At 44.8% G+C, this 15,099-nt stretch carries 16 protein-coding genes and 1 riboswitch; of the genes, 12 read left to right on the forward strand and 4 right to left on the reverse strand.

From position 1 onward, the window contains the following. The first annotated feature begins 99 nt into the window (after window positions 1-99). Window positions 100-240 (forward strand): small acid-soluble spore protein SspJ, encoded by a 141-nt coding sequence (gene sspJ, locus NST16_RS01410; protein ID WP_010331863.1) that lies wholly within the window; start codon window positions 100-102, stop codon window positions 238-240. Window positions 241-355: 115 nt separating this feature from the next. Continuing rightward, a riboswitch (Lysine riboswitch) is annotated at window positions 356-535 on the forward strand. Between the two features lie 104 nt (window positions 536-639). Then, on the forward strand, window positions 640-2,049 hold the full coding sequence (locus NST16_RS01415; RefSeq protein ID WP_168748730.1) for an amino acid permease: 1,410 nt from the start codon (window positions 640-642) through the stop codon (window positions 2,047-2,049). Between the two features lie 194 nt (window positions 2,050-2,243). Here NST16_RS01415 and NST16_RS01420 read toward each other — a convergent pair whose 3' ends face one another. After that, window positions 2,244-3,191 carry an iron-hydroxamate ABC transporter substrate-binding protein gene (locus NST16_RS01420; RefSeq protein WP_340883638.1) on the reverse strand — a complete coding sequence of 316 codons (948 nt, stop codon included), beginning with the start codon at window positions 3,189-3,191 and terminating at the stop codon, window positions 2,244-2,246. Window positions 3,192-3,403: 212 nt separating this feature from the next. Here NST16_RS01420 and NST16_RS01425 point away from each other — a divergent pair, with 212 nt between their 5' ends. The 6 genes from NST16_RS01425 to NST16_RS01450 all read left to right on the forward strand — a co-directional run bounded on the left by NST16_RS01425 (window position 3,404) and on the right by NST16_RS01450 (window position 9,536). Beyond that, window positions 3,404-4,444: a FecCD family ABC transporter permease gene (locus NST16_RS01425; protein WP_445684603.1), complete on the forward strand. Its 1,041-nt coding sequence runs from the start codon at window positions 3,404-3,406 to the stop codon at window positions 4,442-4,444. Continuing rightward, window positions 4,444-5,454: a FecCD family ABC transporter permease gene (locus NST16_RS01430; protein ID WP_326226712.1), complete on the forward strand. Its 1,011-nt coding sequence runs from the start codon at window positions 4,444-4,446 to the stop codon at window positions 5,452-5,454. Before NST16_RS01425 ends, NST16_RS01430 begins: the two co-directional genes overlap by 1 nt. 14 nt (window positions 5,455-5,468) lie before the next feature. Further along, window positions 5,469-6,278: an ABC transporter ATP-binding protein gene (locus NST16_RS01435; RefSeq protein WP_286057982.1), complete on the forward strand. Its 810-nt coding sequence runs from the start codon at window positions 5,469-5,471 to the stop codon at window positions 6,276-6,278. A 172-nt stretch (window positions 6,279-6,450) separates the two neighbouring features. Continuing rightward, window positions 6,451-7,644, forward strand: a complete 1,194-nt coding sequence (locus NST16_RS01440; RefSeq protein WP_340883645.1) for an efflux RND transporter periplasmic adaptor subunit — start codon at window positions 6,451-6,453, stop codon at window positions 7,642-7,644. Further along, a complete protein-coding gene (locus NST16_RS01445) occupies window positions 7,628-8,314 on the forward strand; it encodes an ABC transporter ATP-binding protein (protein ID WP_010331856.1) in 687 nt (228 codons plus the stop codon). The genes NST16_RS01440 and NST16_RS01445 overlap by 17 nt, the downstream gene beginning before the upstream one ends. Then, entirely contained in the window at window positions 8,307-9,536 is a 1,230-nt protein-coding gene (locus NST16_RS01450) for an ABC transporter permease (protein WP_229149180.1), read from the forward strand. Before NST16_RS01445 ends, NST16_RS01450 begins: the two co-directional genes overlap by 8 nt. A gap of 33 nt (window positions 9,537-9,569) precedes the next feature. Here the strand turns inward: NST16_RS01450 and NST16_RS01455 are convergent, their stop codons facing one another. From NST16_RS01455 to NST16_RS01465, 3 genes are all read right to left on the reverse strand, one after another. Next, window positions 9,570-9,971 (reverse strand): regulatory YrvL family protein, encoded by a 402-nt coding sequence (locus NST16_RS01455; protein WP_168748724.1) that lies wholly within the window; start codon window positions 9,969-9,971, stop codon window positions 9,570-9,572. Between the two features lie 63 nt (window positions 9,972-10,034). After that, on the reverse strand, window positions 10,035-11,192 hold the full coding sequence (gene oxdC / locus NST16_RS01460; protein ID WP_010331853.1) for an oxalate decarboxylase: 1,158 nt from the start codon (window positions 11,190-11,192) through the stop codon (window positions 10,035-10,037). 119 nt (window positions 11,193-11,311) lie between these two features. After that, entirely contained in the window at window positions 11,312-11,467 is a 156-nt protein-coding gene (locus tag NST16_RS01465) for a YvrJ family protein (RefSeq protein WP_010331852.1), read from the reverse strand. A gap of 205 nt (window positions 11,468-11,672) precedes the next feature. On the opposite strand from NST16_RS01465, the gene sigO reads away from it, so the two are divergent. The 4 genes from sigO (at window position 11,673) to NST16_RS01485 (ending at window position 15,055) form a co-directional block, all read left to right on the forward strand. Beyond that, window positions 11,673-12,203: an RNA polymerase sigma factor SigO gene (gene sigO, locus NST16_RS01470; RefSeq protein WP_340888244.1), complete on the forward strand. Its 531-nt coding sequence runs from the start codon at window positions 11,673-11,675 to the stop codon at window positions 12,201-12,203. A gap of 3 nt (window positions 12,204-12,206) precedes the next feature. Continuing rightward, complete coding sequence (rsoA, locus tag NST16_RS01475; RefSeq protein ID WP_168748723.1) at window positions 12,207-12,443, forward strand: sigma-O factor regulator RsoA; 237 nt, start codon at window positions 12,207-12,209, stop codon at window positions 12,441-12,443. A 153-nt stretch (window positions 12,444-12,596) separates the two neighbouring features. Continuing rightward, the gene (gene yvrH / locus NST16_RS01480) at window positions 12,597-13,316 is read left to right on the forward strand and encodes a two-component system response regulator YvrH (protein ID WP_326191659.1); all 720 of its coding nucleotides are present in this window, start codon (window positions 12,597-12,599) and stop codon (window positions 13,314-13,316) included. Continuing rightward, on the forward strand, window positions 13,313-15,055 hold the full coding sequence (locus NST16_RS01485; RefSeq protein WP_010331848.1) for an ATP-binding response regulator: 1,743 nt from the start codon (window positions 13,313-13,315) through the stop codon (window positions 15,053-15,055). The genes yvrH and NST16_RS01485 overlap by 4 nt, the downstream gene beginning before the upstream one ends. Window positions 15,056-15,099 lie beyond the last annotated feature (44 nt).

The raw sequence follows: 15,099 nt of genomic DNA on the forward strand, positions 1-15,099 counted from the left end.
TGAGCAACAGAACTTTGGCCGATAAAAAAATGAGCCGCATAATTTTCTGAGAAAAAGGCATCTTAAAGATGTACCTATTTTTTAAAAGAGGTGATACGAATGGCTTTCTTTAATAAAGATAAAGGGAAACGATCTGAAAAAGAAAAAAACGTAATCCAAGGAGCTCTTGAGGATGCCGGTTCAGCTCTTAAAGATGATCCGCTTCAAGAAGCTGTGCAAAAAAAGAAAAATAATCGCTAACCGCATGCGGATAGGGCTTGGCTCTATCCGCATTTTCCATCTGTTCCCTTTGACAGATCATTCTTTCTTTGATAACCTTCTGGAGTAACTGAATAAATAAATCCTCACTCTTTCTCAGTGAGGTAGAGGTTGCGCGGATGATGAGTCACACATGCTAGGCTGACAGGAGCTGTTAAACATGTGTAAAAGGCATCAGCGCCGAAGTGTGGAGAAAGCCGATCCTTCTCTATGCTGGGACTGTATCTGAATAAGTGCAGGACTGCCGCGTGCTTTTTCGCGGAGGGCTATCCGGAGATCAAGGGTGTGTGTTTCTTTAAGCATGGACTTTTGTTCAGGCTTTTTTTGTATTTACATGATCTCGGGTTCTGGTCCGTACAAAGAATCATTGGAGGTACTGGAATGGAACAGACAAAAAAATGGGGTTTTTGGTTATTAACGGCGTTTGTCGTTGGAAATATGGTTGGATCGGGAATTTTCTCCCTGCCGAGTTCGCTTGCTTCGATTGCAAGTCCGCTTGGCGCCACGTCCGCCTGGCTTTTGACAGGTGCGGGCGTGCTGATGATTGCACTTGTCTTCGGGCACTTGTCGATTCGCAAGCCTGAGTTGACAGCGGGGCCGCAAAGTTATGCGAGAGCGCTGTTTTCTGATCCGAAGAAAGGGAACGCTGCCGGATTCACAATGGTGTGGGGCTACTGGGTGGCGAGCTGGATCAGTAACGTGGCGATTATCACAAGTCTCGCCGGTTACTTGACTTCGTTTTTCCCGATCTTAGTTGATAAACGTGTACTGTTTGCTGTCGGCAGCCAAGAGGTGACACTCGGCCAATTGCTAACGTTTGCTGTATGTACGATTTTGCTCTGGGGAACGCACACGATTCTTGTTGCAAGCATTAACGGTGCAAGTAAATTAAACTTTATCACAACGTTTTCGAAAGTATTAGGTTTTGTTTTCTTTATCATTGCCGGATTGTTTGTGTTTCAAACGACATTATTCGATCATTTTTATTTTCCGGTTCAAGGTGAAAATGGCACAACCATTGGCATCGGCGGACAGGTTCACAACGCCGCCATTTCTACTTTATGGGCGTTTGTCGGAATTGAATCAGCAGTGATCTTGTCTGGACGCGCGCGTACTCAGCGTGATGTCAAACGTGCAACAATCACAGGGTTGTTGATCGCATTAAGCATCTACATTATAGTGACATTGATCACGATGGGTGTTCTGCCGCACGATAAACTTGTCGGATCTGAAAAACCGTTCGTTGATGTGCTGTATGCGATTGTCGGAAACGCAGGAAGCGTGATCATGGCACTACTAGCGATTCTTTGCTTATTCGGAACGATGCTCGGCTGGATTTTGCTTGGCTCTGAGGTTCCATACCAAGCTGCTAAAGCAGGCGATTTTCCGGCGGTCTTTGCGAAAACGAATAAAAAGGGAAGCCCGGTTATTTCTCTGATCATTACAAATGTGATGTCACAGGTCTTCATATTCTCTGTTATTTCCCGGACAATAAGTGACGCATTTACATTTTTAACGACAGCAGCGACACTTGCGTATTTAATTCCGTATTTAGTGTCTGCGATCTACAGCCTAAAGCTGGTTATAAAAGGCGAAACGTATGATCAGCTGAAAGGCTCCCGCGTAAAAGACGGATTGATCGCGTTGTTAGCGTGTGTATACTCATTGTTTGTTATCGTAACAGGAACTGCCGATTTAACGACATTTATTCTCGGCATCGGTTTGTTCTTTGTCGGTCTGGTGATTTATCCGTTTGTGATTAAGAAATTCTCGAAAGAAAAACAAGCATAAAAAAAGACACCTGACAATGCAGTCAGGTGTCTTTTTTATATTACTCCACGAATGCCATACACAAAATAGCTGACAGGAACGCGCTTCGTATGAATGGAGTAAGAAAATATGCGATGTGGTTCAGTATGAGGTGCTCCGGCTTGTCGGTTTCTTTGCAAAATAGAAAAGAGCCGCAGATCAGTGCGGCTCTTTGTTTATTTTGTTAAGCTTTCGGTGATAAATTTCAGCTGTCCTTCTAGTGAAATTGGGTCTGTGAAATAGAAGCCGATTGGGTCAATTTTATAGACATGATCATTTTTGACAGCATCGAGGTTTTTCCAAATGGAACTGTCAAATACGCCGCCGTCGTCTCCGCCTGATTGCCATGGACCCGCGAAAATGTAATCTCCGGCGAAGTCAGGGAGCTTTTCTAAAGAAATGCTGGTATATCCGGGGCCTTGGTCAATGGCTTTTTCCTTTGTCAGCTTTGTGGCCTGTAAACCAAGATCTTTGTAGACGATGCTTCCGCCTCTTCCGAAATCTTTACCGAATACATAAATGTCCTTGCCGTTTGTTTGCATAATGGAAACTGTTTTGCCACCGATGACTTTTTGAATTTTTGTTTTGGCTGCCGCTACTTTTTTGTCCCACTCGGCAAGCCACTCCTCCGCTTTATCTTCTGTTCCTGTCATTTTTGCAAATTCTTTCAGCTGTTCAATGTTGTCGAGCTTATCGTATTTCACCGCAACAGTTGGTGCGATTTTTTCGAGCTTTTTAATATCGGCGCCTTGTGTTGTCCAAACGATGATCAGGTCAGGCTTTAAATCAATCACTTTTTCAACAGAAGTGCCGTCTCCGATATTTGTGACTCCGTCGGTTTTACCTTTGTAGTAAGGGTTTTTAAATACATTTTCAGGTGCACCGACGACGTTGATGCCCAGTGTTTTGAAGTCTCCGTAGTAGCCGTCAGCCATGACAACCACCCGTTTAGGATGTTTAGGAATTTTCACATTTCCGTTTTCAGCCTTGTATGTAACGGTTTCTTCGTCTTTTGAATCAGAGGAAGAGCCTTTGCTTTCTGAATTATTTCCGCAGGCTGCCAGCGCTGCAATCAATAAAAGAGCAAAAAAAGCGGCTCCAAGCTTCTTGTATGTATGGGTCATATCTCATACCTTCTTTCAAAAAAATAGATGATAAAGAGAATCATTATCATCTGTGATTATACCATCACAAGTGCCAGTTGACACGATATTTTTGCATTTATATTCTCATTTTTATCAAAACGCTCTATTAAATCAGCGGAAAAAAGTGATATACTGAAACAGCAATTGATAATCATTATCATTATCGAAAGGAAGTACGGCTGTTGAGTCACATGAAAAATAAACAGATGATATCAGATGAAGAAATTCAATGGACATCCCGGTCGTTAGGTGCGGTCATTGTGCTTGTTGCGGGGTTATGTTTCCTATGCTTCGGGGCGATGCTGTCCATTTCTCTCGGTGCTGCGGATATCCATTTACGGACTGTGTGGGACGCTATCTTTCATTTTCAGCCAAATGAAACCTCACACCAAATTATACACGATCTTCGGCTGCCAAGAACGGCTGCCGCCGCACTTGTCGGCGCATTGTTAGCCGTGTCTGGGGCGATCATGCAGGGCATGACAAGAAACCCATTGGCGGAGCCTTCTATCATGGGGATAACATCTGGCTCTGCTTTTGCCATTTCAATTGCGTTTGCTTTTTTTCCAGGACTTTCAGCCATCGGGCTTGTGCTGTGGTCCTTTGCGGGTGCGGGACTGGGGGCATCAACGGTATTGGGCATCGGCATGTTTTCCAGAGGCGGTCTCACGCCTGTAAAGCTTGCTCTTGCCGGAACGGCCGTCAGTTATTTCTTTACGGGCATTTCAACCGCAATTGCGCTCCGTTTTGATGTAGCACAGGATGTCAGCTTTTGGTACGCAGGCGGGGTAGCGGGTGTGAAATGGTCAGGCGTACAGCTGCTGGTTATCGCAGGAGCTGTCGGTATAACGCTTACGTTTATCATTGCCCGGTCTGTGACAGTGTTAAGCCTTGGTGACGATCTGGCGAAGGGGCTTGGGCAGTATACATCTGCGGTAAAACTGGTTGGGATGCTTGTCGTTGTGGTGTTGACCGGTGCTGCTGTTTCCATTGCCGGCACTATTGCATTTATTGGACTGATCATTCCTCATATCACAAGGTTTTTGGTAGGGGTTGATTATCGGTGGATCATTCCTTGCTCGGCGGTGCTTGGGGCTGTTTTGCTTGTTTTTGCTGACATTGCGGCCAGACTCGTCAACGCGCCGTTTGAAACGCCTGTCGGCGCTCTGACCTCTCTCATCGGTGTTCCCTTTTTCTTTTATTTGGCACGTCGTGAAAGGAGAGGGCTGTAATGAAAACAAAAACGAAAAAACCCCTTGTTGTGATAGCGGTGACTTTACTGCTGATCATGCTTGTCTTTTTTATCAGTCTGAATCTGGGTGTCATAAAAATTGCTCCATTGCAAACGCTCAAGGTCTTTTTCGGGCAAGGGACGGCGCGGGATGAGCTTGTCTTATTTGAGTTCAGGCTGCCGCGAATAGTTTTGTCGTTGCTTGTTGGGGCGGGTATCGCTGTTGCCGGAGCCATTTTGCAAAGCGTGTCTCAAAATGATTTGGCTGAACCGGGTATTCTCGGGATTAACGCGGGGGGTTCGCTTGCTGTTGTGCTCTTTATTTACTTTTTTCAAGGGTCGGCATCAGATCTGGGCTTCTTAGGGACGTTTATGCTGCCGTTCAGTGCTCTGGCAGGCGCGTTCCTCGCTGCGTTTCTCATTTATCTCCTGGCTTGGAAAAAAGGTGTGACTCCGATTCGGCTGATCCTGGTCGGCATCGGTGTGAATGCGGGATTTAATGCCCTTTTGCTTATTTTTCAGCTCAAAATGGACCCGCATGACTTTATGCAGGCTGCGGTTTGGATATCAGGCTCGATATGGGGGGCCAATTGGAACATGATCTGGGCGGTACTCCCCTGGATTGTGATTTTGCTTCCTTTTACTTTATATAAAGCACGCTATCTGAACATTTTACAGCTGGGAGACCAATTAGCGACCGGACTTGGCACTGCTGTTGAAAAGGAAAGACGGATTCTCCTTCTGGCAGCGGTCGCTCTTGCCGCATCCTGTGTGGCAGCTGCAGGAGGCATCGCGTTCCTCGGATTAATCGCACCGCATGTGGCAAGAAGGCTTACCGGTCCCCGCCATCAGACGCTTATACCCGTTTCCGCCTTTATCGGCGCGTTTCTGTTTCTGCTGGCTGATACGCTGGCGAGAAATGTATTGGCACCATCAGAAATTCCGGTCGGACTTGTCATCTCCGTTTTAGGTGCGCCTTACTTTGTTTATTTATTGATGAAATCGAATTGAGGAGGGGACCGAACTTGAATTCATTATCAACGGAACAGCTTGGGATCGGTTATGGCGACAGGCTGATTGTAGAAGATTTAAATATATCCATTCCTAAAGGAAAAATAACAACCTTAATTGGGCCGAATGGCTGCGGAAAGTCAACGATATTAAAAACGATGTCCAGAATTATGCGCTCGCATCAAGGTGCCGTTTACTTAAACGGCAATGCGATTCATAAAATGTCTACTAAGGACATTGCGAAGGATATGGCCATTCTGCCGCAGACGCCTGAGGCTCCGAGCGGATTAACGGTGTACGAATTGGTGTCGTACGGCAGATTTCCCCATCAATCAGGCTTCGGCAGATTAAATGATGAAGATCGCCGCATCATCAAATGGGCACTCGAAGAAACCGGCATGGCGGAATACCATGAGCGTCCGATTGAGGCATTGTCAGGCGGACAGCGTCAGCGCGTGTGGATTGCGATGGCGCTTGCACAAGGGACAGAGCTGCTTTTGCTTGATGAGCCTACAACATATCTCGATCTTGCACATCAGCTCGAAATCCTGCAGCTGCTTGACAGACTGAACAAGGAACAGGGGCGGACGATTTTAATGGTCATTCATGATCTGAATCATGCGGCCCGTTTTTCCCATTATATGATTGCGCTCAAAAAAGGCAAGGTCATCAAGGAAGGGACCGCACTGGAGGTCATGACGCCGGATATTTTGAAGCGGGTATTCCAGATTGATGCTGAAATCGTCACTGATCCTCGTACAAATAAACCCGTATGCTTAACCTATGACCTGATTAAAACTGAAAAACAGCTTGTTTCTGTGTAAGAAAAATCCCGGTATAACGCCGGGATTTTTTATTTTCAACCCCCAAAAATGTAATTTCACTTACAAATTCCGTATTTTGAAGAAAAAGATTGAAAGTCTATTTGAATTAATAGATAATATTGGTTAGAATGTTTCGAAAATATTACGAAGATTACAGAAAGAGGAGATCATTGTGTCCAAGAAGAAAAAATGGCTTATTGCCGGTTCGATATGTGCCGGTGTGCTCGTACTGGCGGGGATCGGCGCCGGCGGTTTTTACTTTTTTACTCACATGAATCAAGTTGCCGTTTCATCGGAGCCTTATGCTGAATCAGTCGCGGTGTATATGGGCGGTGAATCTGAATCAGCCCAATCGTTTTCAGGAAAAGTTGAACCAGAGAAACAGCAAAAAGTATACATAGATTCAGAGAAAGGAAGCATTAAAAAAACGTACGTCAAAGAAGGCGATAAGGTCAAAAAAGGCGATAAGCTTTTTGAGTACGAGGGTGAGGATCATTCTGACGAAATTGAGCAAAGCAATTTACAAATTGAAATGACAACCCTTCAAATCAGCCGCTTGCAAAAATCAATAGCAGAAACAGAGAAGAAGCTGAAAACAGCCGGAAAAGACGAGAAAGCACAGCTTCAAGACGAGCTTGACCAGGCCAATTTTGATTTAAAGACAAGCCAGCTTGAACTGAAGCAGCACCAAAAAGAACTGGCTGCACAATCGAAAAACAAAGGTTCAAATGTGATCACAAGCAAGCATGACGGTATTGTTCAAAGCGTCAATCAGGATATTGCGGACGGCGCCACTGGTGATCAGGCAGCAGGACCGTATATCCAAATCGTTTCAACGGGCAAATACCTTGTAAAAAGCCAAATCAACGAGCTGTTAATGGACACGATTAAAAAAGGCAGCAAGGTCAGAGTTACGCTGAAAACAGGCAGTGAAGGCGAGTGGAAAGGCAAAATTACTTCAATCGGCAAGCTTCCTGCTGGAACAGGTGAGGGGGAAGCGTCAGAAAGTTATGCTGAAGAGGAAATGAATCCCCAATCTTCTAACTATCCTTTCACTGTTTTATTGGACAGCCATAAGGGCCTTGAAGTCGGCTATCATGTCAACATTGAAGTCATTAGTGACGAAGCTGATGCGAATACCATTAAGCTGCCTTCCGACATGATTATCCAGGACGATGGCGAACCGTATGTTTGGAAGACGGATGAGGATCAGAAGGCGGTTAAACAGCCTGTTGAAATCGGGGAAACAGACGAAAGTGACATGGTCGAAATCAAAAGCGGCCTGACACCGGAAGATTATGTGATCTATCCTGATCCCGCGGTCAAGGAAGGAAAGCAGGTTACAGTCAATGCTGACACTGAATAATGTTTCTAAATCGTACAAGCTGGGCAAAGAAGAGGTGCCGATCTTAAAGCAGATTAATCTCACCGTCAAGGCTGGTGAATTTCTGGCCATTATGGGGCCGTCCGGTTCAGGAAAGTCTACGTTAATGAATATTATAGGCTGTTTGGACAGGCCGACCTCCGGAACCTATATGCTAGACCAAATGGATGTATTAAAAGGGAAAGACGGTGCTTTGGCTGACATTCGCAACGAATCAATCGGATTTGTGTTTCAAACCTTTCATTTGCTGCCGCGCCTTACCGCATTGCAAAATGTCGAGCTGCCGATGATTTACAATAAGGTAAAGAAAAAAGAAAGAAGGCAAAGAGCCTACGAAGCTCTTGAAAAGGTTGGTTTGAAAGATAGGATCTCCTACAAACCGCCAAAGCTGTCCGGCGGACAAAAGCAGCGGGTGGCGATTGCAAGAGCCCTTGTCAATCAGCCGCGGTTTATTCTGGCAGATGAACCGACCGGGGCGCTTGATACAAAATCAAGTGAACAAATTTTGTCGCTGTTTTCACAATTGCATCAGGAAGGCACAACGATTATCATGATCACCCATGACCCGGACGTCGCCAGAAAAGCCGACAGAACCGTTTTTATCAGAGACGGAGAATTAGTGTTAGACGAGAGAGGGATTAGCCATGCTTGAACATATTCGGATCTCCTTTCAATCTATTTTTTCACATAAGCTGAGGTCGATTCTTACGATGCTTGGTGTCATTATCGGTATAGCGGCGATCATTGCGATCGTTTCTATGCTGAAAGGCCAAAGCGAGCAATTAAAGCAAAGTATGATTGGCATGGGAAATAACGCGATTAATGTAGTGTACCAGCCAACAGGCGGGGAGGAGGAAGGCGGTTACCAGGAGGTTTCTTATACGTCCGCCCCCCCTGTATCTGAAGAAACGATTGAGACGATAAAATCAGACCCTGTTGTAAAAGGATTATCTTTATATTACCTGTCTGAAGGCGCCTCCGTTTTTCACTTAACGAACGTTTCATATCCTCAAGTGTACGGAGTTGATGCTGATTATTTTGATATGTTCCCGATTAGCATCACCGAGGGGAGAAAACTGACGGAAAAAGAATTAAACAGCACACACCAAGTGGTTATGATCAATGAGGCTGCAAGAGATGAGCTGTTTCCTGATGGTGACGCTCTGCACAAAAACATCGAAATGAACGGTGTGCCGTTCCGGGTTGCTGGTGTTTTTCAAGAAAAGAAACAGGAAGAAAGCATGTTTGGTGGCGACTATGCGAATCCGGTTTTATATGCGCCGAAAAAAGTGTGGCCGCTTATTGAAGGATTCGACGCGCCGACACAGATTGCGGTGCAGGCAGACTCTTCTGAGCATATCCAAGAAGCCGGTGTAATGGCCGCGGATCTTCTAAATCAAGGACTGTCAGATGCTGATTTGGAAAAAGCGGAGTACAGCGTGATGGATCTTCAGGAGGTCGCTCAGGAAGTGGAATCCTTTAACCAGTCATTTGCTCTGCTGCTTGGCGGGATTGCCAGCATCTCCCTTTTGGTCGGAGGCATCGGTGTCATGAACATTATGCTCGTTTCAGTGACGGAGCGCACGCGGGAAATCGGAATTAAGAAGGCGCTCGGTGCAAAACGGCGCGTGATTTTATTTCAATTTTTAACAGAGGCCGTCGTGCTGACAAGTATTGGCGGAATTCTCGGTGTGCTTGCGGGCTTTGGCATCGCTAAACTTATCACGGTTATCTTTCCGATGCCTTTCATCATCTCCGTTCCGGCAGTTATCGGAGCACTCATTTTCTCAATGGCAGTCGGCATTATTTTCGGCTTGCTGCCGTCCATTAAGGCATCGAAGCTTCAGCCTGTCGACGCGCTTCGATATGAATAAAAAGAACGCATCCAATCGGATGGCGTTCTTTTTTTAGCTGGGCAGTGATGAATTGCATTTATCCAAAATAAGAAAAACGGCTGCGAGAATCATCTCTTCTGTGGTTGAAAGCCAAATGTCATGAATCATTTGATCTGTCGTATAAGCGGTTATCCATAAAAACAGCAGCTGGACGGTGCCGGCCATAAGGATAAAAGCTCGTCTTCCAGTCTTGAAAAACGTAAAACTATGTATCATCAGCCGTTCAAAAGGTTCAAAGCATAGTCCGATCACAAGAAATAACACAGCAAATAGCAGGACATGAGCAGCTGATCGGTAGCTCATTCCCGCCAAAGAAAAAACACTGAGAATGATAGTGAAATAGCAAAATAACACAGCCGCCGCTGCCAGCACGTACTGTACGGCCTGCTTTATTGTATCTTTTTGATGTAGCACTGATTCAGCTCCTTATCAGCGCTTGCAGAGAACGAGCGCTCTCTGCAAGCTGCCAGTTGTTTATTATTTACTGCTTTTCTTTTTCACAACCGGATGCTTTTCTTTTGAAAGGACATCCGTAAATTCTTTGCCTAAGTCAAGGTGTTCTTGGACGAAGGTTTCAGGAAGCATTGCGAGCCATTGGTTTAAAGATACATCGGCATAATGGTCATCCTTAAAGATTTCTAAAAAAACGAGCGGTTCATCGCCGAGGTTTTCTACGTAGTGGCCCATCGCAAATGGAACATAACCGACATCACCGGCTTGATAGTTAAAGGTTCTCGCATGGCCGTCAGCAGCAAAAACGGTCATTCTCGCTTTACCGGAGATGTAATATTGCCATTCATGCGTATTCGGATGCCAGTGAAGCTCTCTCATGGCGCCAGGTTCCACAGTTACGAGCGCTGATGCAATGGTTTTAGACACAGTAAAGTTTGTCGAATCCGCAATGTACACCTTTCCTCCTTCTGATGCAATCGGCTCCTGTTCAAGAAGGCGGTACGTAAACGGATAAGGCACTTCGCCGTACGGCCCTTCCACAATGTCATCTTTTAAACAGCCGGGTACAGGTTTTTCAAATATATATTTTTCTTTGCCTGGCAAATTGGCGATTTCTTCTTCTGTCACGCCGAAATTAGCGGCAATGACTTCTTTAGGGGTGTGGGCAAGCCAGTCTGTCAGCTGAAACGTGCTGTTTTCAGAGAATGACCCGTCGTCAAACACGAGCAGGAACTCTGCCCCTTCTTCGAGTGCTTGAATCGAGTGCGGCAGGCCTGACGGGAAGTACCATAAATCTCCCTCGCCTACATCATCAATAAAGCTGCGGCCCTTTTCATCCACAATCGTGACGCGTGCTTTCCCATAGATCATGTATGCCCACTCTGCTTCCTTATGCCAATGAAGCTCGCGAATGGCGCCTGGCTTCAGCCGCATATTAACAGAAGCCAGGTTTTCTGAAATCGGCAGCTCACGTACGGTAACTTCACGGGCGTACCCGCCTTTTTCCAAACGGTTATGAGTATCTGAGAAAGAAAACTTCATATTTTCAACGGTGCCATGATCGGTTTCCGGCGGTACGAGCATATCGGGATTCTGCCGGTCCCTTTCAATATTACGCGGGATTTTCACTGTCGCTCCCTTATCTCCTCTGATTGGCTGTGGAATGTCGTTTTGTTTTTTCATTTTCTTGTCTCCTCCTTAAAAATAAATGTGACGCAGAAAGAGAATGTGAAAGGCCTTTCGTTTTCCCTTCTGTCTTGTTAAGTGAAAAGAAACGATGAAAAGTCAACTTCGATACAAAATTAATGTTTCGCTTTCTGATCTTTCACCTCTGTCATCAATTCAATGAGCTGATCAAACTTTTTCTCGAAACGGGTCAGCAGGTACATCGCAATCAGTGCCGGGAAACCCAGATTGCTGATCTGCTTGACGACCTCCTCTATAAAAACCTGATCCATGAAAAACACCTCCTTCCTTTTTGTGCAGTCATGTAAGTAAGTGAAGGGAACCCAAGAAATCGTAAACCATGACTGGAAGGTTTGCTTCAGCAAGCGCTAGTCTGAAAGTAGTAGTTTACTTTTTTTTGCTTTCCTTCATTTAATTTAGTAGGGAGGCGGTTTGATGGACTATCAGGGTCTGTTGCGATCGAAATGTAAGGAGATTATGAAGCATCCCATCGTGAAGCATTTTTTGAGCAATCCTCAGCATTACCGTTTGTTCAAAAATGTAATGGAAAACCCGAATGAAAAGGATGCAAAATCGTTGGACGAGCAATTCAAGCAATTTTATAAGGAGATTCGCATCGTCAAGTATATGAATTCGATGATTCGAATTTTTTCCATCGATTTTGATAAGCGGGTTCGCAAAAATCAAAAACGGTATCCGCTGACGTTTGATCATCCGGAAGCAGGAGAACGACTTCCTTCCGAAACGGGAAGTGACGCGTTTGAGGAGTTTTTAGACCTGCAGGATGATTTGAGCCAGCATGTCCAGGATTATCAGCTTTATCAAGCGATTCAGAATCTGACTGACAAACAAAAAAGCGTGCTGACAAAAGTCTATCTTCACGGTGCCACGATGCAGGAAATCGCTGATTCATTAGGTGAGTCCCGGCAAAATATCTCTAATATTCATAAAAAGGGATTAGAAAATATTAGAAAGCAGCTAGCGGCGCAAAAAAAGGGGGAAAAGTAAACTGTGAGCGGCCAGTTTGAACATAATAGGAATCATGATGAAATGTACGACATTGAGCATCTGATTGCATGCTTTTCACCGATGATCAGAAAAAAACTCAGCAATACGTCCTATCAAGAAAGAGAAGATTTAGAGCAGGAGCTGAAAATCAAAATGTTTGAAAAGGCTGATATGCTTCTGTGTCAGGATGTTCCGGGATTTTGGGAGTTTATTTTATACATGGTAGACGAGAACTCATAACGATACCTCATTCTAAGAAAACGGGAACATTTTTGCAGGTTCCCGTTTTCTGCTGTTCACCCCCGTCAAGAGCCCTCCTATTCAAAAATGTACCAAAAAGAAACGATATAATGATAAGATGAAAAAAAAACAGTGACAGAAAGGAACATAAAAGTGGAAAATGCGTCAATTTTAATCGTAGACGATGAGAAAGCGATTGTGGATATGATCAAACGCGTTCTCGAAAAAGAAGGTTATCGACATATAATGGATGCGGCAAGTGCAGAGGAAGCCATTCCGATCGTAAAGACAAATAAGGTTGATTTAATCGTACTGGATGTCATGATGGGCGGAATGACCGGTTTTGAGGCCTGTACATTAATCAGGGAGTATTCAGACGCCCCGATTTTTTTCCTGACGGCGAGATCATCGGACGCTGACAAATTATCTGGTTTTGCGGTCGGAGCTGATGATTATATTACAAAACCATTTAATCCGCTGGAATTAGCCGCGCGGATCAGAGCGCATTTAAAGCGTACCTATCAGACGAAACCAGCTGAAACAAACAAAACCTATACATATGATTACTTTACATTTTCTCCGCAAAATGCCGAGCTGATTGTGGGCGGGGAAACTGTCGCCTGTTCGGCTCAGCTTCTGCAGCTGCTTCAATATTTTTGCGAACATCCCAATGTGGTGCTTTCTAAAGATCAAATTTATGAAAAAGTATGGGGCTATCCTTCGTATGGAGATAACAATACGGTCATGGTTCATATCCGCAAGCTCCGGGAAAAAATTGAGCGTGACCCGAGCAATCCTGAATATATCGTAACCGTTCGCGGTCTCGGATACCGTTTTATCCCGAGTCCAGAAGGAAACGGAAAGCGCCCATGAGGTTAAGATGGAAGTTTCTGTTTCACTTTTTCGGGCAGATGCTGATTGTTATCCTTCTTCTTTCAATCATGCTTGTGGCTTCCTTTTTCTATTTAGACTCGCGATTTAGCGATGCGGAATCCAATTCAGGGCTGACAAAGGCAACGACTGACACGCTTGAGGCATACCTCGATGTAAACGAAGACGGGTCATGGGAAGTGGACGATTTTCTGAAGAAATCTGTTGATAAACAGCACGGCTGGATGCAAATCATTGATTCTAATGGAAAAACGGATTATTCCTACAGTGTGCCGAAAGACGTGCCCGGCACCTACACAAAGAAGGAGCTTTTGTCTATTTATAAAAGCAAGAAGCTTGATAACTATAAGCTGAATTATTGGGCAATCAATATTGAAGACAAGTCTTATCTCCTCTTGTTCGGCTGGAAGTCAAAGAGCGAGCAGCTGCTGACTTCCATTGAAAGCCGTGAACCGTCCCTCGACTCTTTGTCACAATATAAGTCCGGTACAGTTGACTATATTAAGCGGGAAAAAGGCGCCATTTACTTATTGGACAGCGATGGGAACATTCTCGACAGCATCAACAGTACAAAAAGTGAAAGAAAAACGATGAACCAGCTGGAACTGCTCAAATACAGCTCTAAACCCTGGAACTATAAACGGGAAATTTCCGTTAAGATCCTCAATAAAGACAGATGGATGGTCGCTACGGTGCCGAACCCTGTCTATGTAACCGATCAGGAGTTTAACAAATCGTTTCTTAATGTTGTCCTTAAAGCGATGTTCCTGATTATGGGCGTTCTACTTCTCTATATTTTTTGGATGACGGCCTGGTATATGTTCAGGTTTGGCCTGCCGATTTTTCATACAATCAAATGGCTTGTCAATCTATCGAAAGGGAAGCTTGAAGAGCCGAAAAACCGTAAAGGGCGCCCGGTCAGCAAAAACAAAAAGGGGAAAATCAAACAGCCGTACCGTTTCTTCGGTGAGATATTTGAATCTATGGATCAGCTGACGGAAACGCTGCGACGGGACAAGAGAAACCGAGAAAAAATTCAGGCGACACGGGAAGAATGGATCGCCGGTTTGTCTCATGATTTAAAAACACCCCTCAGCAGCATTTACGGCTACAGCATGATGCTTGAATCGAAGCAATACGACTGGTCTCCTGACGAAGTGAAAGAAATGGGGCAGGTGGTCAGAGAGAAATCGGAATACATGTCAAAGCTCATCGAGGACTTAAATTTAACGTACCGTCTAAAAAATGACGCTCTGCCGATGGAGAGAAACCTCACAAGCCTCATTCCATTCTTTAAAAATGTCATTGAGGATTTCAAGAAAAATCCGTTTTCTGAAGGGTATGATATCTCATTTGTATCAAGAGAAGAGCATATTGAATTTGCACTGGATGAAGCCTGGTTCAGACGCATCCTGGAAAATCTGCTCGGAAATGCTGTGAAGCACAACGATAAAGGAACAGCAATTCAGGTGATTCTTGAACAGACAAAAAATCATATTTCATTGAAGGTCAAAGACAATGGGAGAGGAATGGATGAGGAGACGATCACCCATTTATTTAACCGCTATTACAGGGGAACCAATACGAAAGATCCGGCTGCCGGGACGGGGCTTGGACTGGCGATTGCCAAAGAGCTGGTGCACCTGCATAACGGAACGATTCACGTCAACAGCAGGATCAATATTGGCTCCGTCATTACTATCCTTTTCAAAAAAGAATAAGGCGTGTGGTTTGGACATCTCTTTGCCGGGAATAACAATATATA

Origin of the sequence: Bacillus sp. FSL K6-1005 (assembly GCF_038000225.1) — a bacterium.
Lineage (GTDB): Bacteria > Bacillota > Bacilli > Bacillales > Bacillaceae > Bacillus > Bacillus mojavensis.

Coding starts and splice junctions, on each gene's coding strand:
- sspJ (WP_010331863.1), top strand. CDS start 100: ATGGCTTTCTTTAATAAAGATAAAGGGAAACGATCTGAAAAAGAAAAA.
- NST16_RS01415 (WP_168748730.1), top strand. CDS start 640: ATGGAACAGACAAAAAAATGGGGTTTTTGGTTATTAACGGCGTTTGTC.
- NST16_RS01420 (WP_340883638.1), bottom strand. CDS start 3,191: ATGACCCATACATACAAGAAGCTTGGAGCCGCTTTTTTTGCTCTTTTA.
- NST16_RS01425 (WP_445684603.1), top strand. CDS start 3,404: ATGAAAAATAAACAGATGATATCAGATGAAGAAATTCAATGGACATCC.
- NST16_RS01430 (WP_326226712.1), top strand. CDS start 4,444: ATGAAAACAAAAACGAAAAAACCCCTTGTTGTGATAGCGGTGACTTTA.
- NST16_RS01445 (WP_010331856.1), top strand. CDS start 7,628: ATGCTGACACTGAATAATGTTTCTAAATCGTACAAGCTGGGCAAAGAA.
- NST16_RS01450 (WP_229149180.1), top strand. CDS start 8,307: ATGCTTGAACATATTCGGATCTCCTTTCAATCTATTTTTTCACATAAG.
- oxdC (WP_010331853.1), bottom strand. CDS start 11,192: ATGAAAAAACAAAACGACATTCCACAGCCAATCAGAGGAGATAAGGGA.
- NST16_RS01465 (WP_010331852.1), bottom strand. CDS start 11,467: ATGGATCAGGTTTTTATAGAGGAGGTCGTCAAGCAGATCAGCAATCTG.
- sigO (WP_340888244.1), top strand. CDS start 11,673: ATGAAGCATCCCATCGTGAAGCATTTTTTGAGCAATCCTCAGCATTAC.
- NST16_RS01485 (WP_010331848.1), top strand. CDS start 13,313: ATGAGGTTAAGATGGAAGTTTCTGTTTCACTTTTTCGGGCAGATGCTG.